Origin of the sequence: Anaerotignum sp. MSJ-24 (genome assembly GCF_018918145.1) — a bacterium.
Taxonomy (GTDB): domain Bacteria; phylum Bacillota; class Clostridia; order Lachnospirales; family Anaerotignaceae; genus Metalachnospira.
Map to the genome: position 1 here is coordinate 73637 of NZ_JAHLPX010000004.1, position 24458 is coordinate 98094.

Genomic DNA, 24458 nt, shown 5'->3' on the forward strand with positions numbered 1-24458 from the left:
TTATAAAGGAGAATTTCAATGGAAAATACAGAAAGATTAATAGCTAAAGATTTACTTTCAATAGGAGCGGTATTCTTAAGACCGGAAGAGCCTTTCACATGGGCAAGCGGAATTAAAAGCCCCATTTACTGCGATAACAGACTTACACTTACAGCACCTAAGGTAAGAGATGATGTTGAAAACGCACTTGCGGAGGTAGTAAAAACACATTATCCCGAATGTGAGGTTCTTATGGGAACAAGCACAGCAGGTATCGCTCATGCGGCTATAACAGGACACATACTCGGAATGCCTATGGGCTATGTGCGTTCGGGCAATAAGGATCACGGCCGCAACAACAGAATAGAAGGAAAGCTTGAAAAAGGCCAGAAGGTTGTTGTAATCGAAGACCTTATATCAACAGGAGGAAGTGCCGTTGAGGTTGTTGAGGCACTTCGTGAGGCAGGTGCAGAGGTTCTCGGTATTGCCAGCATATTTACTTACGGCATGAAAAAAGGCCTTGATAAGCTTGCCGCAGCCAATGTAAAGAATGTCAGCCTTTCCAACTTTGACGTAATCGCAGAGGTCGCCGCAGAGGAAGGCTATATTGCAAAAGAGGATATAGCAAGACTTATGGCTTTCAGAAATAACCCCGATGATGAAAGCTGGATTGGAGGAAATAAATAATGAAAAGTCTTATAGATATTTTAGATTTATCAACAGATGAAATAGATGAGCTTATTGCCGTTGCCGATGATATAATTGCAGATCCTCAGAAATACGCAGAGGTATGCCATGGCAAAAAGCTTGCTACACTTTTCTTTGAGCCTTCAACAAGAACAAGACTTTCGTTTGAATCCGCAATGCTTTCACTCGGCGGAAGCGTACTTGGATTTTCGGAGGCCGCAAGCTCATCTGCGTCTAAGGGCGAAAGCGTTTCCGATACAGTCAAGGTTGTAAGCTGTTATTCTGACATAATCGCAATGCGTCACCCTAAGGAAGGTGCTCCGCTTGTTGCATCTATGAAGGCCGATGTTCCGGTAATAAATGCAGGTGACGGCGGACATAACCACCCTACGCAGACGCTTACCGACCTTCTCACAATTCATAGGGAAATGGGCAGACTTAACGACCTTACAATAGGTCTTTGCGGTGACCTTAAGTTCGGCAGAACGGTACATTCGCTTATTGCGGCTATGTCAAGATATACAGGAATCAAGTTTGTGCTTATATCACCGGACGAGCTTAAGCTTCCCGATTATGTAAAGGTGGACGTAATCGAAAAGAAGGGAATACCTTATGAAGAAAATCCCGACCTTGAAGCCGCTATGCCCGACCTTGACATTCTCTACATGACAAGAGTTCAGAAGGAAAGATTCTTCAATGAACAGGATTATATAAGACTTAAAGACAGCTATATACTTACTCCTGAAAAGCTTAAGAATGCAAAGAAAACAATGAGAATACTCCACCCGCTTCCGAGAGTAAACGAAATATCGGTTGCCGTTGATGATGACGAAAGAGCATGCTATTTCAGACAGGCACTTAACGGAAGATTTATAAGAATGGCGCTTATTCTTAAGATGCTTGGAATGGAGGTAAAATAAATGAAGATTGATTCGATTAAAAACGGTATTGTAATTGACCATATCAAAGCCGGAAAGGGAATGTATCTTTATGAGGTACTCGGACTTGAAAAGCTTGACTGCCAGGTGGCGATAATAAAGAATGCCGAAAGCAAAAAACAGGGTAAAAAGGACATTATTAAAATTGACAGCCTTATTGATATTGATTTTGATGTGCTCGGCTATGTTGACAACGGACTTACCGTAAACATAATCAAGGATGGCGTTCTTATCGAAAAGAAAAGCCTTGAGCTTCCCGAAAAAATTGTAAATGTAATTAAATGCAAAAATCCGAGATGTATTACATCTGTTGAACAGGAGCTTCCTCATATTTTCAAGCTTACCGACAGAGAAAAGGGCGTTTACAGATGTATTTACTGTGAAACAAGAGCAAAAGACAGATAATTGTGCATATAATCCCTCTGCTTTAAACAACAGAGGGATTTTTCAAAAAGGATGATTTTATGGCAGAATATATCGGACTTTTATTTTTTCTGACATTTGTGTTTGTTATGATAAGCCTGAGAAACATGAAATATCATTCCGACTGGGACGGAAAAAACCTTACGCCGCCAATCCGAATGCTGGTTTTTATGATTCTTGTATTCTGGTTTATAGGTGCGACATTGGATAAGTTTGCGTCCGAAGAAACATACATAAGGCTTGAGCTTTTGCTTGTAATACTTCCTATGCTGTTTTATTTTGTGGATTATTATACCTATAAAGAGAACAAAGAAGATAAGGCTTTTGCGGAAAAGACAGTCAAGGGTGCATTGACGAACCATATAGTTTATATTGCCATAACATATTTTGTTTTTGCTTTAGGTCTGTTCTGGAAGGTAAGACTGACCATAGCAGAGCTTTTTATGACGGTAGATATTATTCTGAGCAGTATGTTTTATGTGTTTTATTACAGTAAATACTGTGAGGACGAGGAATATACCGAAAGACTTTTGAAATATGCAAAAATAAACCAGACTGCGGCATCAATAGCAATGGCTGTGATTTTCTGGTATAAATACATATTTTTAATGAAATAAACGCTTATAAGAGTTGCCAACAGGCGGCTCTTATTTTTGTACATAAATAGCGTTGTGTTTTTTAAAGAATAATGCTAATATATATTAAATCAAAGGCGGTGAGCTTAATGGAAGATTTAACACACATAAACGAACAGGGCAGAGCAAGAATGGTCGATGTATCCGAAAAAAATATTACACTAAGAACGGCAGAGGCATACGGTGTTATCCATATGGACAAAGAAACAGTTGAAATGATAAAAAGCGGAGGTATAAAAAAAGGCGATGTTCTTGCGGTTGCACAGGTTGGTGGAATAATGGCGGCAAAAAGAACATCGGACATAATTCCTATGTGCCACCCTATAAATACAACGGGAATAGACATAAGTTTTAATATAAACAGCGATAACATAGAGATTTTCAGCAGGGTAAAATGCAAGGGCGAAACCGGTGTCGAAATGGAGGCGCTTACGGCTGTATCGGTGGCGGCTCTTACTATATACGATATGTGCAAGGCATTGCAGAAGGATATGGTGATAAGCGAGATAAAGCTCATAAGCAAAACCGGCGGAAAGAGCGGTGATTACAAATGGCAGAAGTAGTTTCTGTGAACATAAGCGAGAAAAAAGGCACAGTAAAGCATGAGGTTGATGAAATCCGGCTTAAAATAAATCATGGCATTGTCGGCGATGCTCATGCCGGAAACTGGCATAGACAAATAAGTCTGTTGGCAGAAGAAAGCATTGATACCATGCGTGGAAACGGCATAGAGCTTGTGAATGGAATATTTGCTGAAAATATAAATACAGTCGGTATTGATTTAAAAAATCTGCCAGTCGGAACTTGGCTCAAGGTCGGCGAAACGGTTATTGAGGTAACACAGATAGGCAAGGAATGCCACAACGACTGCGAAATAAAGAAAAAGGTCGGCAAGTGTGTAATGCCGACAGAAGGCATTTTTGCAATAGTCATTAAAGAAGGAATAGTCAGAAAAGGCGATATTATTGAAATATTGGAGAGATAGAATATGAAGCTTATAAAAACGGAAGATGCGGTTGGTCATGTGCTTTGTCACGACCTTACGAGAATAGTTAAAGACGAATTTAAGGGAGCACAGTTCAAAAAAGGACACATTATAACGGAAGAGGATATTCCTATGCTTTTGTCTATGGGAAAAGAGCATTTATATGTATGGGAAATGGAAGAAGGCATGGTCCATGAGAACGATGCGGCAAAAAGACTGTACAAGCTCTGCGATAACGAGAATATAAGACCTTCCGAAACAATAAAGGAAGGAAAAATAGAGGCTTTTTCAACAATAGACGGATATTTCGAGGTTGATGTTGATAAGCTGGACGCTATCAATTCGCTTGACGAGATTATGATAGCGACAAGACATGGAAATACAGCGGTTAAAAAAGGCGATAAGCTTGCCGGAATGCGAGTTATACCGCTTGTTGTTAAGGACGAAAAGCTTAAGGAAAGCGAAAAGATACAAAATGACTGTCCTATACTTAAGGTTACGCCCTATAAGCTGAAAAAAGCCGGAATAGTCACAACTGGAAGTGAGGTATTCAAAGGAATTATTAAGGACACCTTTACACCTGTTATAGTTGATAAGCTTAAGCAATACGGAATAGAAACAACGGAGCATATAACTGTTGACGACGGCATGGACAACATAATAGCCGCAATAAAGAAAATAAGAGAAAAAGGCGTTGATATTATACTTTGTTCCGGCGGTATGAGCGTCGATCCCGACGACAATACACCCGAAGCAATAAAAAACAGCGGTGCAGAAATTATTACCTACGGAGCACCTGTGCTTCCGGGAGCAATGTTCCTCTTGGGATATTTCGATGACGGAACGCCGATTATGGGACTTCCCGGCTGTGTTATGTTTGCCGGAGCAACGGTGTTTGATCTTGTATTGCCAAAGGTTGCCGCAGGGATAAAGGTAACAAAAAAAGATATTGTAAAATTGGGAAACGGCGGACTTTGTCTTGGCTGTAATGAGTGCAGATACCCTGTCTGTCCCTTTGGTAAATAATTAAATTTATAAGGAGAAATACAAAAATGAAGAAATTTTTATGTATGGCAACGGCTATTGTTATGGCTTTAGGTGTTGCCGGCTGCTCATCAAACACAACAACGACAACACAGGATACATCAAACAATGATGCGGAAAATGCGGAAACATCAACAGTTACAGTGTTTGCGGCGGCATCAATGACAGAAACACTCAGTCAGATTGCGGAAATGTATAAAGAGGTTGATCCCAGTGTTGAGCTTGTGTTTAACTTTGATTCATCAGGTACTCTTAAAACACAGATTCAGGAAGGTGCAGACTGTGATATATTCATTTCAGCCGCACAGAAGCAGATGAACCAGCTTGACGCAACACAGGACACAGAGGCAAATCCCGATGGTCTTGATTTTATTGATCACGATACAAGATTCAATCTTGTGTCAAATAGCGTTGTACTTATTGCGCCCGAAGGAAATCCCAAAGGCTTAGCAAGCTTTGAAGATGTTGGAACAGATAAGGTTAAGCTTATTGCTTTAGGAAATTCGGATGTTCCCGTTGGTCAGTATTCGGAGGAAATATTTACAAATATGGGAATTTGGGATCAGCTTAATGCAGACGGAAAAATCACATTTGGTTCAAATGTAAAAGAGGTTCTTGCACAGGTTGAAGAAGGTGCGGTAGATTGTGGCGTTGTTTACAGCACAGATGCGGCCACATCTGAAAAAGTAGATGTTGTTGCAACAGCACCCGAAGGAACACATAAACCTATCGTATACCCTGCGGCAGTGATCAAGAACGCACCCAATGCAGAAAAAGCAAATGAATTTTTAGCTTACCTTAAAACAGATGTTTGTGCCGACATATTTGAGTCAGTAGGCTTTTCTATACCCGAAGAATAAGAAGCGAATTTTTAAAGGAGTAAGAATATGGACTGGTTTCCACTTTATAATTCAATAAGAATAGCCGCCATAGCTACAGTTATAACATTTTTTTTCGGAATTTTTCTTGCGTATTATATTGCAAAGCTACCGAGAATGTTAAAAGGAGTATTGGACTGTATTCTTACTCTTCCTCTTGTTCTTCCGCCGACTGTAATAGGTTTTTTTATACTCAAAAGCATTGGGAAAAACGGTTCTGTAGGAAAAATGTTAATGCAGTTGTTTAATACCAAAATAACTATGACATGGTATGCATCGGTTATAGCGGTAATTATAGTTACGTTTCCGCTTATGTACAGAACGGTTAGAAGCTCGTTTGAGGCTTTTGACAAAAATCTTATCTATGCAGGAAAAACATTGGGGCTTTCAAATACATTTATATTTTGGAAAATTTTAATTCCGAACTGCAAGGAAGGAATACTTGCAGGTATTGTGCTTTCTTTTGCAAGGGGTTTAGGAGAATACGGTGCAACGAGTATGGTTTCAGGCTATACACCCGGCAGAACCGCAACTATATCGACAACAGTATATCAGCTTTGGAGAGAAGGTAATGACGCACTTGCGTATAAATGGGTATTTATAAATGTGGTCATTTCATTTGTTGTGCTTGTTTCGTTAAATCTTTTGGAAAAGAAAGCAAAGAACGGAGGACATAAGTAATGTCGCTTATTGTTCATATAAGAAAAAGACTTCATAATTTTGAGCTTATATCGGATTTTGAAACTGACGGTCAGCTTGCTCTTCTGGGTGCGTCCGGCAGCGGAAAAAGCATGACACTTAAGTGTATTGCCGGAATAGAAAAGCCGGACAGCGGATATATTGAGCTTAACGGAAGAGTGCTGTATGATTCGTCCAAACACATAAATATACAGCCGCAGAAAAGAAACGTAGGTTATCTGTTTCAGAATTATGCGTTGTTTCCGAATATGACGGTAAAAAAGAATATACTTGTTGCGATGAAGGCGGAAAATAAAACCGAAAAGCTGAATTCCCTTCTTGATGAATTCTATATTCGTGACATACAGGACAAATATCCCGGAGAAATATCGGGAGGCCAACAGCAGAGGGTGGCGCTTGCAAGAATATTGGCAAGCGAGCCGGAGGTAATATTGCTGGACGAGCCGTTTTCGGCTTTGGATAACTTTATAAGATGGAAACTGGAAATGACGGTTGCCGATACCATAAAGAAATTCGGTGTTATTTCTGTTATGGTAACGCATGACCGAGATGAAGCATACAGAAATTGCGAAGCGGTGTGTATTATAAATGACGGAAAAAGTGAGCCGGTGCTTGAAATACATAAAATGATGAGACAGCCGAACACAACAGGTGCGGCAAGAATTTCCGGCTGTAAAAATATTTTTGAAGCAGAAAAAACAGATGATAAAAAAAATGTAATATTTCTGCCAAAGCTGAATATATATTTAAAATCGGCTGAAAATGCGGAAGAGGACATAAAGGCTGTCGGCTTAAGATCGCATTATTTTTCTTTTGAGGTAACGGAAAACAAAATTGACTGTGTCGTTGAACGTCTTGTTGAGGACGTTTTCGGAGCAATAATAATGCTTAAGCCGATAAATGCCGAAGAAGGCAATCTGATAAGAGTCGATACCGACAAAAATATGCTTGAAAAATTATCGGCAGGTGATAATATAAGTATCTATATTAAACCTGTTGACGTTCTTCTTCTCAAATAAGAAAGGTGATTTTATGGAAGAAATTTATACAGCGGCGGTAATAACCGTAAGCGACAGAAGCTATAAAGGCGAAAGAGAGGATAAGGGTGGCCCTCTTGTTGCAAAAATGCTTGAGAATGATGGCTATAATGTCGTATTAACGGAAATTGTACCCGATGAAAAGGAAAAAATATCTGAAGCTATAATAAAAGCGGCGGCAAAGGACATAGCACTTATTGTTACAACAGGCGGAACAGGCTTTGCTCCGAGAGATGTAACACCGGAGGCAACAATAGCTGTATGTGAAAAAATCGTTCCCGGCATACCGGAGACAATGAGAATGCTGACTATGAAGTATACATCACGTTCCATTTTGTCCAGGGCTGCGGCAGGCATACGCAAGCGTTCACTTGTCATCAATCTTCCCGGAAGCCCCAAAGCGGCAGAGGAAAATTTTATGGCTGTAAATGAACCGGTAAAGCACGGTTTGAGAATTTTAAGGGGAGAACCTATGAACTGTGCTGAAATAATTGACGAAAAAAAGAACTGATATTAAGGCATATATACAAAATGTCATAAATTTTTGTATATATGCCTTATTTATGTACTAAGTTCTCATTGATTTATGGCTGTCGGTGATTTAAAATGGATAATGTAATATATTGTGATTTAAAAAAACACAGGAGGATAAAAAATGAAATTATTTATTGATACCGCAAACGTTGATCAGATAAGAGAAGCTAACGAGCTCGGAGTTATCTGCGGAGTTACAACAAACCCTTCACTCATTGCAAAGGAAGGCAGAGATTTTATTGAAGTAGTTAAGGAAATTACAACAATAGTTGACGGCCCCATCAGTGCAGAGGTTATCAGCCTTGAGCATGAGGGTATGGTTAAGGAAGCAAGAGAACTTGCTAAAATCCATAAAAATATTATCATTAAAATTCCTATGACTCCCGAAGGACTTAAGGCAGTTAAGATTCTTACAGCTGAAGGAATCAAGACAAACGTAACACTTATTTTCTCAGCAGCACAGGCTCTTCTTGCCGCAAAAGCAGGCGCAACATATGTTAGCCCGTTCATCGGAAGAATTGACGACATCGGCAGCGACGGTATGGAGCTTATCGAAGAAATCGTTGATATTTTCAATGTACAGGGAATTGAAACGGAAATCATTGCCGCAAGCATCAGAAATCCTCTTCATGTTACACATGCGGCTCGTATCGGTTGCGACATCGCAACAGTTCCTTTCAATGTAATCATGCAGATGACAAAGCATCCGCTTACAGACATCGGTATTGAAAGATTTCTTAAGGACTGGGAAGGCGTACCTAAGAAATAATTCGGGAGGAATAACTAATGAATATTGATCAGTTGACTATAAATACATTAAGATTTTTGTCGGTTGAAGCAATCCAGAAGGCAAAAAGCGGACATCCGGGACTTCCTATGGGTGCGGCTCCGGCAGCATATACTCTTTGGGCAAAGAATATGAAGATAAATCCTGCCGATTCAAAATGGGCAGACAGAGATAGATTTGTGCTTTCAGCCGGACACGGTTCAGCACTTCTTTACTCACTTCTTCATGTTTTCGGATACAATGTAACAATCGACGATATTAAAGAATTCCGTCAGCTTTCAAGCATTACACCCGGACATCCCGAATACGGAATGACAGACGGTGTTGAAATAAGCTCAGGTCCTCTCGGACAGGGCATTGCCGCTGCTGTCGGCATGGCTATTGCCGAAACACATCTTGCCGCTGAGTTCAATAAACCCGGCTATGATGTTGTTGACCACTACACATATGCGATGTGCGGTGACGGCTGTCTTATGGAAGGCGTTGCATCTGAGGCTGCTTCACTTGCAGGAACATTAAAGCTCGGAAAGCTCATTCTTCTTTACGACTGCAACAGCATAACAATCGAGGGAGATATTAAGACATCATTTGATGAAGATGTTCTCAAGAGATTTGAAGCTTATGGCTGGCAGACACTTACAGTTAAAGACGGAAACGACGTTGATGCAATCGACGCAGCTATAAAAGAAGGTAAGGCTGAAAAGAATAAGCCTACTATAATCAAGGTTATAACAGAAATCGGCTACGGTGCACCCAATAAACAGGGCAAGGCATCTGCACATGGTGAGCCTCTCGGAGAAGAGGAAATTGCACTTGCAAAGAAAAATCTCGGCTGGGAATACGAAGAAAGCTTCTATGTACCCAATGAGGTTAAGGAACACATTGCCGCAATCAATGCAAAGAATGCGGAAACTGAAAAGGCTTGGAATGAACTTTTTGCCGCATACGAAAAGGAATATCCTGAGCTTGCGGCTCAGTGGAAGGAATGGCATAGTGAAAAGCCTTCTGCAGACCTTATGAATAATGAGGATTACTGGACATATGAAGGAACAATCGCAACAAGAGCATCTTCAGAGAAGGTTCTCAATAAGCTTTCAAAGCTTGTTCCCAATCTTATGGGCGGTTCTGCTGACCTTGCACCTTCAAACAAGAGTGTAATGAAGGACAGAGAATATTATTCACCTGAAAACAGAGCAGGCTCAAATATGCACTTCGGTATCAGAGAATTTGCCATGACTGTTATTGCAAACGGTATGTATCTCCACGGAGGCTTAAGACCTTATATTGCAGGCTTCTTTGTATTCAGTGATTATATGAAAGCCGGCTTAAGAATGTCAGCACTTATGGGACTTCCCGTAATCAGCATATTCACACACGACAGCATCGGCGTAGGAGAAGACGGTCCTACTCATCAGCCTGTTGAGCATCTTGCGGCTCTCAGAAGCATTCCCAACTACACTGTATTCCGTCCCTGTGATTCAAGAGAAACTGCTGCTGCCTGGTGTGCGGCTCTTGAAAGAACAACAAGCCCTACCGGTATTGTGCTTTCAAGACAGAACTTACCTCTTCTTGACGGAACAGGAAAGGCTGCACTTAAGGGTGCTTATGTGCTTAAGGACAGCAAGAAAGATGTTCCCGACGTACTTCTTATGGCAACAGGTTCAGAGGTTGAGCTTATTTATAACGCATGGGATGTTCTTCAGGAGAAGGGCATTGATGCAAGAGTAATCAGTATGCCTTCATGGGAAGTATTTGAAGAACAGTCGGATGAATATAAGGAAAGCGTAATTCCTTCGGCTGTAAGAAAAAGAGTTGCTGTTGAGGCTGCTGTTGATTTCGGTTGGTATAAATATGTCGGACTTGACGGCGAGGTTATTTCAATGCATGGCTATGGTGCATCGGCTCCTGCGGCTAAGCTTTTTGAAAAATACGGATTTACGGTTGACAATGTAGTTGAAACTGTTTTAAAAGTAGTAAATAAATAATTTATAATGTATAATAAGGCTGTGCATTTATGCACAGCCTATTTTTATGTCTATCGGCGTGCTAATATACCTCTGAAAAAATAGACAAAAAAGTGTTAGAATGAAAAATTTACGTAAACAAAAGGAGAAAATTTTATTATGCGTACTTTTATAGCAATAGATTTTGAAGAAAAGACAAAAAGACAAATTGCCGATTTTCAAGACCAAATTAGGACAGATTGTAAGCACGGAAAGTTCACATACAAGGATAATATACATTTAACATTGCATTTTATCGGTGAAACAGACGAATATGACCTTGAAAATCTTGCGTCGGCAATAGAAGAAACGGCTGCACTTAACAGAAAATTTACAATGAATTTTACAGACTTAGGTTACTTTGATAGAGGAAAGGAGTGTATTATGTGGCTCGGAACCGATAAAAGTAAGGAACTTGTCAGACTACATCAGACGCTTGAAAAGTGTCTCGGAAAGCAGGGATTTAAGCGGGAAAGAGCACAATTTTCTCCACATATTACTATCGGACGTGAGATTGTTATGATTTATAACAAAAAAATTGCTGTTGAAAAGTTTAAACCGAAAATAGGCGAAATAATCGTCAAAGAAATAAGCCTTATGGAAAGTAAACGAGTTGACGGAAAACTTGTATACAAAAAGTTGTATAGTGCAAAACTTCTATAATAAAATTGTGAAATTCGGTTGAATATTTTTTTGATTAGTTAATTTGTAGTATATATCTCATTTAAAATGATTAGGTGTTATGCAAAAGCTGTAAAACGTAAATGGTATTTTCATTTAAGTTAATATAAAAAATGTGGATTTTTGTAAAACAAACACATTGACATATTATTAACAGTAGTATATTATATAGGATAGGCAAGGTCATAAAGATATAACATAGTATTTGTTGTAAATTGTATGACAACCTTTAATTAAAGTCGGCGGAAGGTTAAGTCGCAATTTGGGGAATGATGAATTCTGCAGACTTTGATTAACATCAAAACACGATTATGGTAATTTTGATGGTTTATATTTTTTTACAAGGATAAAGGAGGAAGTATTAATGGATTTTACGTTATCAAAAGAACACCTGTTATTCAGACAAATGGTAAGAGAGTTCGTAGAGAACGAAATTAAACCAGTAATGCAGGAAATGGATGAAACAGAAGAATTCCCCAGAGAAATTTGGGAAAAGCTCGGACCTGCAGGCCTTTTAGGTATTCAGTATCCTAAAAAATACGGCGGACAGGGTGGAGATTACCTTGCATACGTTATCGCTATTGAGGAGATTTCAAAATATTGTGCATCTATTACATCAGGTATTGCTGCACATTCATCACTTGCAACATGGCCTATTTACCAGTTTGGTACTGAAGAGCAGAAAATGAGATTCCTTCCTGAGTTACTCTCAGGTAGAGCTTGGGGTGCTATGGGTCTTACAGAACCCGGTGCTGGCTCTGATGCAGCTATGCAGCAGACAAAGGCTTACCTTGACGGTGACCACTATGTAGTAAACGGTAGAAAATGCTTCATTACAAACGCTGGTGAAGCTAAATATTATACAACAGTAGTTATGACAGATAAGACAAAGGGAAACAAGGGTATGTCAATACTCGTTATTCCTGCTGATGCTCCCGGTTTCACAATCGGTAAGCATGAAAAGAAGATGGGTATCCGTGCTTCTGCAACAGCTGACCTTATCTTTGATAACTGTATAGTTCCCAAGGAAAACCTTATCGGTAGAGAAGGCGACGGCTTCAAGATGATCATGCAGACTCTTGACGTTGGACGTCTTGGCGTTGGTGCTATCGGTCTTGGTATTGCTGAAGGTGCTATCGAAGAAACACTTAAATATGTAAGCCAGAGAAAACAGTTCGGAAAGACAATCGGATCATTCCAGAATACACAGTTCGAGCTTGCTGATATGAAGACAAGAGCAGACTCAGCTCAGCTTATCATCTACAGAGCAGCTTGTACTAAAGACGCTGGCCTTCCTTTCGGTATGTATGCTTGTATGGGTAAATACTACGGTGCAACAGTTGGTTCAGATATAACCAGAAGATGCGTTCAGTTATTCGGTGGATATGGTTACATGAGAGAGTACCATGTTGAAAGAATGATGAGAGATGCTAAGATCGTAGAAATTTATGAAGGAACAAGTGAAGTTCAGAAGATGGTTATTGCCGGTCATATGAAGGTTGGTAAATAATCTTACATAATTACGACAGTATGAATGATTCTCTTTGAATTTTATTATATAAATATGCGGAAGGAGAAAGACAATGAAAATAGTTGTTTGTGCAAAACAGGTACCTGATACCACAGAAGTAAAGCTTGATCCAAAAACAAATACACTCATCAGAGATGGTGTTCCCAGTATTATAAATCCCGATGATAAAGCAGGTATTGAAGCTGCTTTACAGTTAAAAGAAAAAGTAGGCGGAACAGTTACAGTTGTTTCCATGGGACCTCCCCAGGCAGATGCTGCATTAAGAGAAGCTCTTGCTATGGGTTGTGACGAAGCTATCCTTGTAACAGACAGAGCATTCGGCGGCGCTGATACATGGGCTACTTCATCAACAATCGCAGCTGCATTAAAGAAACTTGACTATGATGTAATCATCACAGGCCGTCAGGCTATCGATGGTGATACAGCACAGGTTGGTCCTCAGATTGCTGAGCACCTTGGAATTCCTCAGGTTTCATACGCTGAAGAAATCGTTGAAGCAGAAGAAGGCAAACTTGTTGTTAAGAGACAGTTTGAAGATAGATATCATATAATCGAAGTTAAAACTCCGTGCCTTATCACAGCATTAGCAGAGTTAGCAACTCCCAGATATATGACAGTTCACGGCATCTTTGACGCATACAGAGAAAAAGAAGTTAAAGTGTGGACACTTGAAGAACTTAAAGACACAGTTGATATGGCTAATATCGGTCTTAAGGGTTCTCCTACAAACGTTAAGCAGTCATTCACAAAACAGGCTAAAGGCAAAGGACTTTACTACAAAGATCTTTCACCCGAAGATGCTGTTGAAACAATCGTTGCTAAGTTAGAGGAAAGACATATTATCTAATTGATGGGAAACTAACTTCATAAGACTAATAATCAGAAAGGAATGGTAAGCTAATGAGTAAAGACGTATACGTATTAGCAGAACAGAGAGACGGAGAACTCCAGAAGGTTGGATTAGAACTTATAGGCAAAGCCACAGAACTTGCTGCTGACTTAGGCCAGCAGGTAGTTGCTATATTATTAGGCAGCGGAATCAAAGACAAAGCAGAAATCCTTATTCAGCACGGTGCTGACAAGGTAGTTGTTGTTGATGATCCTATGCTTGCTGAATATGTTACAGAACCTTACGCAAAGGCTCTTAACGAAATCATCAAAAAGAATGATCCCGAAATCGTTCTTTTCGGTGCTACATCTATCGGACGTGACCTTGCTCCCCGTGTATCAGCAAGAGTACATACAGGTCTTACAGCCGATTGTACAAAGCTTGACATCGGAACAATCGATTCAATGCCCGATACAAAATTATTACTTATGACTCGTCCTGCATTCGGTGGTAACATCATGGCTACTATCGTATGTAAAGACCACAGACCTCAGATGGCTACTGTACGTCCCGGCGTTATGAAAGCTCTTGCTAAAGATGAAGCAAGAAAGGGCGAAGTAGTAGATTTCAAGGTTGACTTTACAGATGCAGATATGAATGTAAAGATCAGAGAAGTTGTTAAGGGTGATTCAAAGGCAGTTGATATTACAGAAGCTAAGGTTCTTATCTCAGGCGGACGTGGTATCGGTTCACCCGATTTCTTCGGAAAACTTCAGGAGCTTGCTGATGTACTCGGTGGTGTAGTTTCTGCATCAAGAGCTGCAGTTGACGCAGGCTGGATTGAAAAAGACAGACAGGTTGGACAGACAGGTAAGACAGTACGTCCTGATCTCTATATGGCATGCGGTATTTCAGGTGCTATCCAGCACGTTGCTGGTATGGAAAGTGCTGAATATATCGTTGCAATCAACATAAACGATACAGCTCCTATCTTTGATGTAGCTGACTTAGGTATCGTTGGCGATGTTAAAGCTATCGTTCCCAAGTTAACAGAAGCTATTGCAAAGCGTAAAGCTGAAAAAGCTGCTCAGTAATTAAATTAAGTAGAATTCAATGCCCTTCCGTTTAACGGAAGGGCATTTTTTATGTATATTTTTGCTGTTTAAAGCCAAACATAAGCCTGAAAGAGGTGGAAATATTGAAACAGGCTTATGTATCGGACAGGCTCAATGAAAATGAAAAAACAATAAGAAATACGTTTGATAAATGTGATGACATAATAATAAGGCGGTTTAAAGCCGGAGCAGATAAAAATATAGATATGCTCCTTGTATATACTGACAATATCGTTGATACCGATGTAATTGAGCAGTCACTTATGACCAACCTTATGAACAGAACCGATGTCATAGGCGAAAACGGTAGTAATATATTGGAGATACTTATGTCAAAGGCTATAAGTGTAGGTGAAGTTGACCGGGAAAATGCTTTTGAAAATATTTATACATCTATATTGCTTGGCGATACGGCAGTATTTGCCGAAGGCGACAGCAATGCACTTATAATATCGACAAAGGGCTGGCCGACAAGAGGTGTTCCAGAGGCTGAAAACGAAGTAGTTGTACAGGGTCCGAAGGACGCTTTTGCCGAATCTGTAAGCAAAAATGTTGTTCTTATGCGGAGACGAATAAGAGATACGGCATTAAAGGTCGAAAGAAGCAAGATAGGCCGAAGGAGCAAAACGGATATTGCAGTCATGTATATTGACGGAATTGTGAGAAAGGATATTTTGGACAGGGTTAAGAAACAGCTCAAAAATATTGATGTTGACGCAATAATTGATGCCGGATATATAGACCAGATGACCGAAAAAAAGTGGTGGTCTCCGTTTCCACAGATACAGATGACCGAAAGACCGGATAAGGCGTCAGCGGCACTGTTTGAAGGCAGAGTTGTGGTTGCTGTCGATAATTCACCGTTGGTTCTTATGTTGCCGTCTACGCTTAATACATTTTTTCAGGCGGCAGAGGATTATTATGACCGTTGGGAGATAATGAGCTTTATAAGGATTATACGATATGTAGCGGCATTGATTGCGCTGATACTTCCGGGACTTTATATAGCAGTAACATTGTATAATCCGGAGCTTTTGCCGGCACAGGTTATTCTGAAAATTGCCGGAAGCCGTCTGGACGTTCCGTTTTCGACGGTTATAGAGGTTTTGATAATGGAAATAGCCTTTGAGCTTTTGCGAGAGGCCGGAATAAGACTTCCATCACCTATTGGCTCAACACTCGGAATAGTCGGCGGTATAGTTATAGGTCAGGCGGCAGTTGATGCAGGATTTGTCGGCCCTGTTGTGGTTATAATTTCGGCAGTTACCGGAATATGTACATTTGTTATTCCGAATCAGGCCATGGTCAACGGAATAAGGCTTTGCAAATATGTCGTTATTGCACTATCGGCTGTTCTGGGTATTTTCGGGCTGTGGATAGGAGTACTGCTTGTTATTATTCATCTTTGCGGAATTGAAAGCTTTGGAATACCTTATATGTATCCGTATTGCTCGGCGGCTGAAAACGGCTTTGATGATTTAAAAGACAGCATAGTGCGTTTGCCGCTGTTTATGCTGAAAAAACGTCCGGTATTTGCATCTCCGGAGGAAAGAATAAGAAGGAGATGAAAATATTATGAATACATTTGAAAATAGAAAAATATCGGTTAAACAACTGCAAACGATAATTGTTTTATGGACGCTGTCTTTCTCACTGTCGGCAGTGCCGTATTTTGTGAAAAATATATATTCGGTCATTATAGGAACGGCATTTTCGGTGCTTGGTTGTATATTTGTGGCTTTTGCGGCCGAAAAAATACAAAAAACTAATAATATAGTGCTTAAAATGATTTCGAAAAAATTATCGGCGGTAATTACATTTATGTATACTGTATTTCTTGTAAGACTTGTATGCAGTGCTGTAAACATATATTTATTACCGTCTGCACCTGTCTGGATATTGGCGTTGTTATTTGTAATTGCAGCAATGTACTGTGTATTTCTCGGTATTCAGATTATTGGCAGAAGTACCGAAATTATATTCATATTTGTATTGGTAAGCATGGTTACTGCTGTTATATTTTGTACAACGGATTTTGTAGAAGGACTGAAAACAAAAAATATATTTGACTTAAATAAAAGCTATGCTGATATGAGAGCATTGTTTTTATTCGGTTCGCCTGTAATATTGTATAACCTTATTTCCTACACAGACGGAACCCCAATAGTGTCATCAGCGGTAAAAGCGTATGTGATTGGATTGGTTATATCGGTTTTATTAATAGTATTTTCTATAGCCGAGTTTGGAAGATTTAATGAAAAAATTTTTCCGGTTATTTCTCTTACAAGCACAGTAAATATGCCACATATATTCGGTGATAAGGAAAATGTTCTTATGCTTAGAATATGGTTTTTGTCGGCTTTTGCCTCAACTGCAATGGGTATATATATTTCGTCGGAAATAATAAGGGCTGAAAGAAAGTATATTTTAGTTTTTTCGGTATTGGTTATAATAGCAGCGTCTTTCTTGAAAAATGTATCGTTTGCATTCGATATGCTTTATTTTGTCGGAATACTATCGGTTGTTTTTGCCGGGATAATAATTCCGGTGTTATCGCTTATTACGAAGGACGGTGCAAAGAAATGAAAAAGCTTATATTGATTATGTTATTGACGCTTGTGATAACAGGCTGTTACGGAAAGGCAGAGGCAGACGAAAGAAAATATGTAATTACTGCCGGAATTGATGTAGGCAAAAATAAAAAATACAGCATGACAATAGGTGAAGCACAGCTCAAAAGTGACATAGGCGATGAAACAAAGCCGGAAAAATGCAGTGTGGAATACGGTGACAGCATTATTGACATAAAAAACAAGGCAGACAACGGCTCGGACAGAAAAATGTACTTCGGACAGATGAAAACACTTGTAATAGGCAGAAAAATAATTGAGAACAGTGAGCTTTTTAAAATATTTTTATATGATGCGGAAAGAATGAAGGAGCTTAACACAAAGGTAATTGTTGTTGCGACGGACAATGCCGATAATGCGGTAAATGCGATAATGCAGAAAAACGACGGAAACGGTATGTATATATGGGATTTTTACAGCAATGGCGATTTGGCGGACAGCGATGCGGCATATATGGATATTGAAAAAATAATTTATAATATAAGAAATAGTAAAGGCTATATAATACCTAAGCTTTACTGTAATGACGGAGAAATTTATATTTCCGACGGATATGTTATGAATGGTTCAGAATATAAGGGCGATATTTCTGAAAATGATATAAAGGGAATAAAATGGCTGAACGGAGATGCAGATAAAAGTATAATAGAAAGTAACGGAATATATGCGGAAATATTAAGGCAGAATACGCATATCTATTTGAATGACAATAGATACAATATTAAAATATCTGCGGAATGCTCGATAGACGGAGCCGGAATAAATAATATATCGGCAGACGAAATAAGTAATTTAAAAGAAGTAATAAAAAATATAATACGGAATACGATAAATAAGGCGGCAGAAACAAAAACGGATTTTATCAATGCTGGGTATGATTTGAACGAATATCCGTCCGATATATCTGTGAATTTAAAAATTATATCAACAGGTGTTATAAAATAATTATTTAAGGCAATCCTCTCTTATATGAAAAAGGGAGGAATACATAATGAAAAATATAATAAATATTTTAAAAAAGAATAAAACGGATATTTTAATATCGTTTATATTTGCTTTTGTAATTGCACTTATACTTGCGGCAAATTCATATGCACAGAGAGTAACCGAAAACATAACGCAGTCAGTGGTAAGGTTCCATGTGTTGGCAAACAGTGATTCCGAGCATGATCAGAGTATAAAATTAAAGATAAGGGACAGCGTTCTTGAGGCAATAGGAGAAAGAATTGTGTTATGCTCCGACAGAGAGGCCGCAGAAGAATTTCTTTTCGAAAACAAGGAGCTTATAAAAGACGTTGCAGAGAAAACCATAAAGGAAAACGGTGAAAGCTATAATGTATCGGTTGAGCTTTCGGACGAATATTATCCTGTGAGATATTACGAAAATACAGAATTTCCGCCTGGATTGTATAAATCTCTGAGAGTTATAATCGGTAGCGGAGAAGGGCATAACTGGTGGTGTGTTATGTATCCGCCGCTTTGTCTTAACGGTGAGGCGGTCAAGCAGAAAAACAGTGAAATGCTGAAAAATACGTTATCAGATGAAAGCTACGAAATAGTTGTGCTTTCCGAGGAAAATAATAAAATTCCCGAATTTAAGTTCAAGGTTGTGGAGCTGTTATCCGATTTAAAATAAAACAAGAGGTGGTATTATGGCGGTATACTATTGGGGCTCAAGCGGAAGTACGGTTGCAAAAATACAGCAGAGATTGAAGGATTTAGGATATTATTCTGATAATGTTGACGGCATATTCGGAGAAAATACATATTATGCCGTAAACAGCTTTCAGGAGGCAAACGGAATAACTACAGACGGAATTGCCGGAAATACGACATTGGAAAGACTGGGGATAACGGTAAATGAATCTTTGGAAAATGATTTGAACATACTTGCGTCGGCAATATACGGAGAAGGAAGAGGAGAACCGTATACGGGACAGGTTGCGATAGGCTCAGTGATACTCAATCGTGTTGAAAGTGATCAATTTCCTAATACGGTTTCCAATGTTGTATACCAAAGCGGAGCCTTTGATTCTGTTCGTGACGGTCAGATAAACCTTACACCGAATGATACTGCATACAGAGCTGCATTGGACGCCATTAACGGCTGGGATCCGACAGACGGAGCATTGTATTTCTGGAATCCGTCAACGGCAACGTCAAAATGGATATGGTCAATACCTATCAAATTACAGATAGGACGCCACGTTTTCGGATAAAAAAGGTGCCGTTTGGCACCTCAGATTGTAAACAAAGTTATTTTTATACAGCGGAAGGTATTAGGAAACGAAGGGTTTCCTAAGTGGAATCCATACTGTCATGACTTTTGCTTAGAAAAAGCAAAAGCGGCTTTGCCGCCGCACTGTCTTGTGCGGTCAATAGACGGGATTCACTCCCGTCGAGGAGAGTAGTGAGTTTCAAGGCTTTTTAGCCGATGGAATGAGCTATTCATGCTTCTGTTTAAACAAGTCGAAATCCTGATTTCGACTTAGGTGCTTTTGGCACCTATTGATTTTGAGCTTCGGAGTTTTCGGCCGAGGCTTTTTTTCTGAACCGTTTAAAAAATTCGCCCATAGGTTTTGCACATTCCTCACGGAGTATTCCTTCGATAACATTGACCTGATGATTAAAACGAGGCTCATCAAGTATATTGAGTATTGAACCGGCACAGCCTGCTTTTACATTTCTTGTGCCGAAAACGACATTCGGTATGCGTGCCTGCACAATAGCTCCGGCACACATAGGACATGGCTCAACCGTAACATACAGTGTGCAGTCCTCAAGCCGCCAGTCTCCGATAAAATTTGCCGCTTCGTTTATGGCAGATATTTCGGCATGGCAGAGAGGATTTTTAAGATTGTTTCTTAAATTATGTCCTCTGCCTATTATGTTTCCATTATATACTATAACACAGCCAATCGGCACTTCTCCGCTGTTTATTGCTTTTTCGGCCTCGTTCAATGCTTCTCGCATATAATGTTCATGCTCTTTGAGCTGTTCTTCGCTTAATGCTTCTGATGTATCCAAAAGCTTATCTTCCTTTCGATTTAATTATTTATACGCAGCTCCTGTGTATTGGAATCGGAATTTCCGACAACAAGGGCATCGCTTTTTCCGTCGGCGTTAAAGTCGGAAATGTACCAGCGTTGACCGTAGTCTATATCATCATTTCCTGTGGATAAGCCGTTTTTGCCTATTATATATTTTGAGGTTGTTCCTGTTGAGTCGTATACATATATTTCCTTAACACCGTCATTGTTGAGGTCTGCGGCAGAAATATATTTTTCATAGCTGTCTATGGACATATGGGTGCTCCAGACGCATTTGAATACAGATATGGTCTTTTTATAAAGATATAAGTCCTGGCCGTCTGTGAATATAAATTCCGATTCGCCGTCACCATCAATGTCGGTTATATCCATTCCGACTATGCTCTTTCCTATATAATAGCTTATCTGTTTCGGGCTTACCGATGTTCCGTCAAGTGTATAAAAATCTATTGCTTCATTTCTTGAAACAATAAGGCATCCGTTATCATATCCGACAGAGTAGCAGTCAGAGGCATCTATAACTTCTCCAACCGGACTAAAGTCCGAATCGAATATAATTATTTCCTTTGGAACGGTAATAGGAACAGCTCCGCCTTCAGAGTATGTTTCGGTACCGAATAATACAGCCATCTGAGAAGAATTATTTATAAATGCTGCTGACATAGGAACAAGTCCGTCCGATGAGTAATCAATTACTCTGCTTGTATAAAATGAACTTTCGGGTGTACTGCGGTTTATGGTAAGCTTTGTTCCGTCTGTAAATGCTGTGTATACATTACTGCCGACTTTAATACTGTCAAAAACTCCTATAATATCAGATTTTGGTGCGTATTTCTTTGTATATACGTATTCTGCGTCGGTTTCAACCATAGATAAGGGTGATGCAACAAGATAAGGATTTCTCACATACATACTGCATGGGGTTGATATATTTTCTGGAATATAATATATTCCGGTCAGCTTATTGCTTATGAAATAAAAATAAACGGTTCCTGCTTTTTCACGATTAAAGTAAAGAAGATCGGCAGAAGCGTAAATACAGTCCGAACCTTTTTTTGACGACATATCGTATCCGCTTTCGGAGCTGGCGTTAAGTGCATCATCGTCAGTAGGTATTTTTCCGTTGTCGAATATTATTGAATCGCTGTCATATCTCCAGTAATATGAGTTAAGTGTATTTTCTATAAGCTGATATAAAGATGTTTCTGTCTGTTCAGACATTGTGAGAGCGGTATTTTCATCACTGTTATCGGCGGAACAGCTGCATAACAGCATTGCCGCAGCTGCAAACAGAACAGCAGTTTTTTTCAGTTGCATTAAATCACCCCATATAAGACAGCATATAAAACCGTTTAATTAAAAAATCCTGTCTTAGTCATTATATTTAATAATATCATATGGAGATAATAAATTCAATTATTTGCAAAAAATATACAGGTCAGTATGTATGATGCGGCAATACCGGATACATTGGCGATTATTGCGCATAAAACAGTATAGCGGCTTTTGCTTATTCCGGCGGCTGATGAATATACACTCAATGTATAAAATATTGTTTCGGTGCTGCTCATTATTATTGATGCGGAAATTCCGTAAAAAGAATCCGGACCATATGTTTTGAATATATCCAGAAGCATTCCTGTTGCTGCCGAAGAGGAGAACATTTTTGTTATGCTCATGGGAACAAGTGCAGACGGAAATCCGGTAAGACGGCTTATCGGTGATACTATTTTGCAAAGAAAATCCATTGCGCCGGATGAACGGAAAATGCCGACTGCTGTTATTAATCCTATCAGGGACGGTAATATGGATGCAGTCGTTTTTAATCCGTCATATGCACCGGAAATAAAAGCATCAAAAAGATCTACATTTTTTATATATCCGTGCATTAAGATAATAACAAGAATAATAGGTATTGTTATATTTGAAATGTAATAAATGATATTCATAATCGGGTACACCTTCTACATATAATTACTGACAAAATGCCGATGAGTGTCGATATTGACGTTGCGATTATGCCCGGAAAAACAATAGATGCAGGGGAAAATGAGCCGAATTCTGCACGGTATGCTATTATGCTTACCGTAATAAGCTGGACAGAAGACATGTTGATAACCAGAAACATACAAATAGAATCTGACGCTGTTTTAGAATGTCCGTTTAACAAAGACAGGTTCTTCATTGCTTCAAGTCCGGACGGAGTTGCTGCCCAACCAAGTCCGAATATGTTTGCTGTAACATTTGTACATATATGTTTGATTGCAGGGTGTGTTTTAGGTATTTCGGGAAACAATATAGACATAACAGGCATGAGAAGCTTTGTTATGCTGTCAATCAGACCGGAACGCTCTGCAATCCTGGTTAATCCGCACCACAAAGACATTATTCCGCAAGTTGCGAACGAAATTGTTACAGCTTCTTTTGCTGAATTTAGTATCGAATTGGTTAAATTTTCAGAATTTCCTGATAATAAAGAAAAAAATATGCCAGAAATTATCATAATTCCCCAAATAATGTTCATTTTTTCGCTCCAATTTATTTGTTTTATGTATAATATGAAACGCAAGTTAATATTATTAACATAAAAGTACAAAACATATTACAATTATTGACATATTGGACAAATATTGATATGATATTAAAAGAAAATATGAGTAAATAATTTTAGGAGGAAATAACGGATGAAATCAACAGGAATTGTAAGAAGAGTTGATGAACTTGGCAGAATAGTTTTACCTATCGAGCTTAGAAGAAACTTTAACATTAAAGAAAGAGATACACTTGAAATTTTTATAGATGATGAAAAAATCATTCTTAAAAAATATGAGCCTGCTGATATTTTTACAGGAAGCATGGATGATCTTATTGAGTATCAGGGAAAGAAAGTATCAAAGGAATCAATTCTTGAAATGGCAAGAATTGCAAATCTTAAGATTTCAGAGTAATTATAAAGCGTAATAAACATAACCGTTGACGATTAATTCGTTAACGGTTTTTTGTTTGAATAATATTTCGGTAAGAGGCAATAATATCAATGAGGGTGCTGAATAACCCCCATCAGACAGCGTCCTCTCTACTTCTTCCCCTTATTGTTACGCAAAGCCGCTCCTTTGGAGAGGCTTTGTTTTTTTAGTAAAATAAATTGGCTCTTCCGTTATTAAAACAGAAGAGCCGATTAATATTAGATTAATATTTTTCAATATCAATTTTAGCCGGAGTATATGTCTTTTTAAGTGTCTTAAGGCATATTTTTTCAAATTTATCGGTTATGTCACTGACATAAAATATATTTGTCGGTTTTTCCGAGCCGTCATTGAGCATATTGTTTTTTTCGAGTATTATTCTCAGGGCATCTGCCGTGTTTTTAGCCGGATCGACTATTTTAACGGCTTCGCCTATTGTTTCGCCTATACAGTGCTTTAAAAGCGGATAATGAGTACAGCCTAAAAGCAGAGTATCTATTCCGCAGGATATAAGCTCGTCAAGGTATAATTCCGCTGTCATTCTTGCAACATCGTTGTCATACCAGCCCTCCTCGGCAAGGGGAACAAATAAAGGACAAGGTTTTGAAAATACCTCTATTGTGCTGTCGGCATCGTGTATAAGTCTGCCGTACATACCGCTTCTTATTGTTGCCTCTGTGCCTATTATGCCGACACGTTTGTTTTTTGTCGTTTCGAGAACACTTTTTACGCCGGGTTCAACAACACCGATAAACGGAATATCGAATGTACGTCTTAATGCGTCAAGTGAATTTGACGAAACTGTATTGCAGGCAACAATTATTGCTTTTACATTTTTGGTAAGCAAAAAACGTACTATCTGCTTTGAATATTTTGTTACAACATCTTTTGATTTTGCTCCGTATGGTACACGGGCAGTATCACCGAAATAAACAATATTTTCGTTAGGCAGAGTTTTTATTATTTCTTTTGCAACAGTAAGACCGCCGACTCCGGAATCGAATATTCCTATTGGTCTGTTATCCAT

Annotated in this window: 28 protein-coding genes; 23 read left to right on the plus strand and 5 right to left on the minus strand. The window is 39.0% G+C overall.

The window, feature by feature from the left end:
• Positions 1-18: 18 nt before the first annotated feature.
• The 22 genes from pyrE (at position 19) to sleB (ending at position 19634) form a co-directional block, all read left to right on the plus strand.
• Entirely contained in the window at positions 19-666 is a 648-nt protein-coding gene (gene pyrE / locus KQI66_RS03540; protein ID WP_216427299.1) for an orotate phosphoribosyltransferase, read from the plus strand.
• A complete protein-coding gene (gene pyrB / locus KQI66_RS03545) occupies positions 666-1586 on the plus strand; it encodes an aspartate carbamoyltransferase (RefSeq protein WP_216427300.1) in 921 nt (306 codons plus the stop codon). Before pyrE ends, pyrB begins: the two co-directional genes overlap by 1 nt.
• Positions 1587-2009 carry an aspartate carbamoyltransferase regulatory subunit gene (locus KQI66_RS03550; RefSeq protein ID WP_216427301.1) on the plus strand — a complete coding sequence of 141 codons (423 nt, stop codon included), beginning with the start codon at positions 1587-1589 and terminating at the stop codon, positions 2007-2009.
• A gap of 59 nt (positions 2010-2068) precedes the next feature.
• A complete protein-coding gene (locus tag KQI66_RS03555; RefSeq protein WP_216427302.1) occupies positions 2069-2644 on the plus strand; it encodes a hypothetical protein in 576 nt (191 codons plus the stop codon).
• Between the two features lie 107 nt (positions 2645-2751).
• Positions 2752-3225 (plus strand): cyclic pyranopterin monophosphate synthase MoaC, encoded by a 474-nt coding sequence (gene moaC / locus KQI66_RS03560; RefSeq protein ID WP_216427303.1) that lies wholly within the window; start codon positions 2752-2754, stop codon positions 3223-3225.
• A complete protein-coding gene (locus KQI66_RS03565) occupies positions 3213-3647 on the plus strand; it encodes an MOSC domain-containing protein (RefSeq protein ID WP_216427304.1) in 435 nt (144 codons plus the stop codon). The genes moaC and KQI66_RS03565 overlap by 13 nt, the downstream gene beginning before the upstream one ends.
• Before the next feature lie 3 nt (positions 3648-3650).
• Entirely contained in the window at positions 3651-4673 is a 1023-nt protein-coding gene (locus tag KQI66_RS03570) for a molybdopterin-binding protein (protein WP_216427305.1), read from the plus strand.
• Positions 4674-4699: 26 nt separating this feature from the next.
• A complete protein-coding gene (gene modA, locus KQI66_RS03575; RefSeq protein WP_216427306.1) occupies positions 4700-5551 on the plus strand; it encodes a molybdate ABC transporter substrate-binding protein in 852 nt (283 codons plus the stop codon).
• A gap of 27 nt (positions 5552-5578) precedes the next feature.
• Positions 5579-6250, plus strand: coding sequence for a molybdate ABC transporter permease subunit (gene modB / locus KQI66_RS03580; RefSeq protein ID WP_216427307.1), 672 nt, complete (start codon positions 5579-5581; stop codon positions 6248-6250).
• A complete protein-coding gene (locus tag KQI66_RS03585; protein WP_216427308.1) occupies positions 6250-7287 on the plus strand; it encodes a sulfate/molybdate ABC transporter ATP-binding protein in 1038 nt (345 codons plus the stop codon). Before modB ends, KQI66_RS03585 begins: the two co-directional genes overlap by 1 nt.
• 13 nt (positions 7288-7300) lie before the next feature.
• Positions 7301-7816 (plus strand): MogA/MoaB family molybdenum cofactor biosynthesis protein, encoded by a 516-nt coding sequence (locus tag KQI66_RS03590; RefSeq protein ID WP_253287653.1) that lies wholly within the window; start codon positions 7301-7303, stop codon positions 7814-7816.
• 144 nt (positions 7817-7960) lie between these two features.
• Positions 7961-8608, plus strand: a complete 648-nt coding sequence (fsa, locus tag KQI66_RS03595; RefSeq protein WP_216427309.1) for a fructose-6-phosphate aldolase — start codon at positions 7961-7963, stop codon at positions 8606-8608.
• Between the two features lie 17 nt (positions 8609-8625).
• Positions 8626-10611, plus strand: coding sequence for a transketolase (gene tkt, locus KQI66_RS03600; protein ID WP_216427310.1), 1986 nt, complete (start codon positions 8626-8628; stop codon positions 10609-10611).
• A gap of 138 nt (positions 10612-10749) precedes the next feature.
• A complete protein-coding gene (thpR, locus tag KQI66_RS03605; RefSeq protein ID WP_216427311.1) occupies positions 10750-11292 on the plus strand; it encodes an RNA 2',3'-cyclic phosphodiesterase in 543 nt (180 codons plus the stop codon).
• 382 nt (positions 11293-11674) lie between these two features.
• Positions 11675-12820: an acyl-CoA dehydrogenase family protein gene (locus tag KQI66_RS03610; protein ID WP_216427312.1), complete on the plus strand. Its 1146-nt coding sequence runs from the start codon at positions 11675-11677 to the stop codon at positions 12818-12820.
• Between the two features lie 73 nt (positions 12821-12893).
• Positions 12894-13688 carry an electron transfer flavoprotein subunit beta/FixA family protein gene (locus KQI66_RS03615; protein WP_216427313.1) on the plus strand — a complete coding sequence of 265 codons (795 nt, stop codon included), beginning with the start codon at positions 12894-12896 and terminating at the stop codon, positions 13686-13688.
• 53 nt (positions 13689-13741) lie between these two features.
• Complete coding sequence (locus tag KQI66_RS03620; protein WP_216427314.1) at positions 13742-14764, plus strand: electron transfer flavoprotein subunit alpha/FixB family protein; 1023 nt, start codon at positions 13742-13744, stop codon at positions 14762-14764.
• A gap of 95 nt (positions 14765-14859) precedes the next feature.
• Positions 14860-16353, plus strand: a complete 1494-nt coding sequence (locus tag KQI66_RS03625; RefSeq protein ID WP_216427315.1) for a spore germination protein — start codon at positions 14860-14862, stop codon at positions 16351-16353.
• 7 nt (positions 16354-16360) lie between these two features.
• Entirely contained in the window at positions 16361-17371 is a 1011-nt protein-coding gene (locus KQI66_RS03630; RefSeq protein WP_216427316.1) for a GerAB/ArcD/ProY family transporter, read from the plus strand.
• Positions 17368-18360, plus strand: a complete 993-nt coding sequence (locus tag KQI66_RS03635; protein ID WP_216427317.1) for a Ger(x)C family spore germination protein — start codon at positions 17368-17370, stop codon at positions 18358-18360. The genes KQI66_RS03630 and KQI66_RS03635 overlap by 4 nt, the downstream gene beginning before the upstream one ends.
• A gap of 46 nt (positions 18361-18406) precedes the next feature.
• The gene (spoIIR, locus tag KQI66_RS03640) at positions 18407-19051 is read left to right on the plus strand and encodes a stage II sporulation protein R (RefSeq protein WP_216427318.1); all 645 of its coding nucleotides are present in this window, start codon (positions 18407-18409) and stop codon (positions 19049-19051) included.
• 16 nt (positions 19052-19067) lie between these two features.
• Positions 19068-19634, plus strand: a complete 567-nt coding sequence (gene sleB, locus KQI66_RS03645; protein ID WP_216427319.1) for a spore cortex-lytic enzyme — start codon at positions 19068-19070, stop codon at positions 19632-19634.
• 286 nt (positions 19635-19920) lie between these two features.
• Here the strand turns inward: sleB and tadA are convergent, their stop codons facing one another.
• From tadA to KQI66_RS11555, 4 genes are all read right to left on the minus strand, one after another.
• Entirely contained in the window at positions 19921-20442 is a 522-nt protein-coding gene (gene tadA / locus KQI66_RS03650) for a tRNA adenosine(34) deaminase TadA (RefSeq protein ID WP_256441572.1), read from the minus strand.
• A 20-nt stretch (positions 20443-20462) separates the two neighbouring features.
• Complete coding sequence (locus KQI66_RS03655; protein ID WP_216427320.1) at positions 20463-21782, minus strand: FG-GAP repeat domain-containing protein; 1320 nt, start codon at positions 21780-21782, stop codon at positions 20463-20465.
• 95 nt (positions 21783-21877) lie between these two features.
• Positions 21878-22414, minus strand: a complete 537-nt coding sequence (locus KQI66_RS03660; RefSeq protein WP_216427321.1) for a spore maturation protein — start codon at positions 22412-22414, stop codon at positions 21878-21880.
• On the minus strand, positions 22411-22989 hold the full coding sequence (locus KQI66_RS11555) for a nucleoside recognition domain-containing protein (protein WP_216427322.1): 579 nt from the start codon (positions 22987-22989) through the stop codon (positions 22411-22413). The genes KQI66_RS03660 and KQI66_RS11555 overlap by 4 nt, the downstream gene beginning before the upstream one ends.
• A gap of 160 nt (positions 22990-23149) precedes the next feature.
• Between KQI66_RS11555 and KQI66_RS03670 the strand changes: the two genes are divergently transcribed.
• Positions 23150-23413, plus strand: a complete 264-nt coding sequence (locus tag KQI66_RS03670) for an AbrB/MazE/SpoVT family DNA-binding domain-containing protein (RefSeq protein WP_216427323.1) — start codon at positions 23150-23152, stop codon at positions 23411-23413.
• Between the two features lie 241 nt (positions 23414-23654).
• Here the strand turns inward: KQI66_RS03670 and murI are convergent, their stop codons facing one another.
• Complete coding sequence (murI, locus tag KQI66_RS03675; protein ID WP_216427324.1) at positions 23655-24458, minus strand: glutamate racemase; 804 nt, start codon at positions 24456-24458, stop codon at positions 23655-23657.

What these genes read in the sequence shown, in the direction of transcription:
- pyrE (WP_216427299.1), top strand. Translation starts at nt 19, where the DNA reads ATGGAAAATACAGAAAGATTAATAGCTAAAGATTTACTTTCAATAGGA.
- pyrB (WP_216427300.1), top strand. Translation starts at nt 666, where the DNA reads ATGAAAAGTCTTATAGATATTTTAGATTTATCAACAGATGAAATAGAT.
- KQI66_RS03550 (WP_216427301.1), top strand. Translation starts at nt 1,587, where the DNA reads ATGAAGATTGATTCGATTAAAAACGGTATTGTAATTGACCATATCAAA.
- KQI66_RS03555 (WP_216427302.1), top strand. Translation starts at nt 2,069, where the DNA reads ATGGCAGAATATATCGGACTTTTATTTTTTCTGACATTTGTGTTTGTT.
- moaC (WP_216427303.1), top strand. Translation starts at nt 2,752, where the DNA reads ATGGAAGATTTAACACACATAAACGAACAGGGCAGAGCAAGAATGGTC.
- KQI66_RS03565 (WP_216427304.1), top strand. Translation starts at nt 3,213, where the DNA reads ATGGCAGAAGTAGTTTCTGTGAACATAAGCGAGAAAAAAGGCACAGTA.
- KQI66_RS03570 (WP_216427305.1), top strand. Translation starts at nt 3,651, where the DNA reads ATGAAGCTTATAAAAACGGAAGATGCGGTTGGTCATGTGCTTTGTCAC.
- modA (WP_216427306.1), top strand. Translation starts at nt 4,700, where the DNA reads ATGAAGAAATTTTTATGTATGGCAACGGCTATTGTTATGGCTTTAGGT.
- modB (WP_216427307.1), top strand. Translation starts at nt 5,579, where the DNA reads ATGGACTGGTTTCCACTTTATAATTCAATAAGAATAGCCGCCATAGCT.
- KQI66_RS03585 (WP_216427308.1), top strand. Translation starts at nt 6,250, where the DNA reads ATGTCGCTTATTGTTCATATAAGAAAAAGACTTCATAATTTTGAGCTT.
- KQI66_RS03590 (WP_253287653.1), top strand. Translation starts at nt 7,301, where the DNA reads ATGGAAGAAATTTATACAGCGGCGGTAATAACCGTAAGCGACAGAAGC.
- fsa (WP_216427309.1), top strand. Translation starts at nt 7,961, where the DNA reads ATGAAATTATTTATTGATACCGCAAACGTTGATCAGATAAGAGAAGCT.
- tkt (WP_216427310.1), top strand. Translation starts at nt 8,626, where the DNA reads ATGAATATTGATCAGTTGACTATAAATACATTAAGATTTTTGTCGGTT.
- thpR (WP_216427311.1), top strand. Translation starts at nt 10,750, where the DNA reads ATGCGTACTTTTATAGCAATAGATTTTGAAGAAAAGACAAAAAGACAA.
- KQI66_RS03610 (WP_216427312.1), top strand. Translation starts at nt 11,675, where the DNA reads ATGGATTTTACGTTATCAAAAGAACACCTGTTATTCAGACAAATGGTA.
- KQI66_RS03615 (WP_216427313.1), top strand. Translation starts at nt 12,894, where the DNA reads ATGAAAATAGTTGTTTGTGCAAAACAGGTACCTGATACCACAGAAGTA.
- KQI66_RS03620 (WP_216427314.1), top strand. Translation starts at nt 13,742, where the DNA reads ATGAGTAAAGACGTATACGTATTAGCAGAACAGAGAGACGGAGAACTC.
- KQI66_RS03630 (WP_216427316.1), top strand. Translation starts at nt 16,361, where the DNA reads ATGAATACATTTGAAAATAGAAAAATATCGGTTAAACAACTGCAAACG.
- KQI66_RS03635 (WP_216427317.1), top strand. Translation starts at nt 17,368, where the DNA reads ATGAAAAAGCTTATATTGATTATGTTATTGACGCTTGTGATAACAGGC.
- spoIIR (WP_216427318.1), top strand. Translation starts at nt 18,407, where the DNA reads ATGAAAAATATAATAAATATTTTAAAAAAGAATAAAACGGATATTTTA.
- sleB (WP_216427319.1), top strand. Translation starts at nt 19,068, where the DNA reads ATGGCGGTATACTATTGGGGCTCAAGCGGAAGTACGGTTGCAAAAATA.
- KQI66_RS03655 (WP_216427320.1), bottom strand. Translation starts at nt 21,782, where the DNA reads ATGCAACTGAAAAAAACTGCTGTTCTGTTTGCAGCTGCGGCAATGCTG.
- KQI66_RS03660 (WP_216427321.1), bottom strand. Translation starts at nt 22,414, where the DNA reads ATGAATATCATTTATTACATTTCAAATATAACAATACCTATTATTCTT.
- KQI66_RS11555 (WP_216427322.1), bottom strand. Translation starts at nt 22,989, where the DNA reads ATGAACATTATTTGGGGAATTATGATAATTTCTGGCATATTTTTTTCT.
- KQI66_RS03670 (WP_216427323.1), top strand. Translation starts at nt 23,150, where the DNA reads ATGAAATCAACAGGAATTGTAAGAAGAGTTGATGAACTTGGCAGAATA.
- murI (WP_216427324.1), bottom strand. Translation starts at nt 24,458, where the DNA reads ATGGATAACAGACCAATAGGAATATTCGATTCCGGAGTCGGCGGTCTT.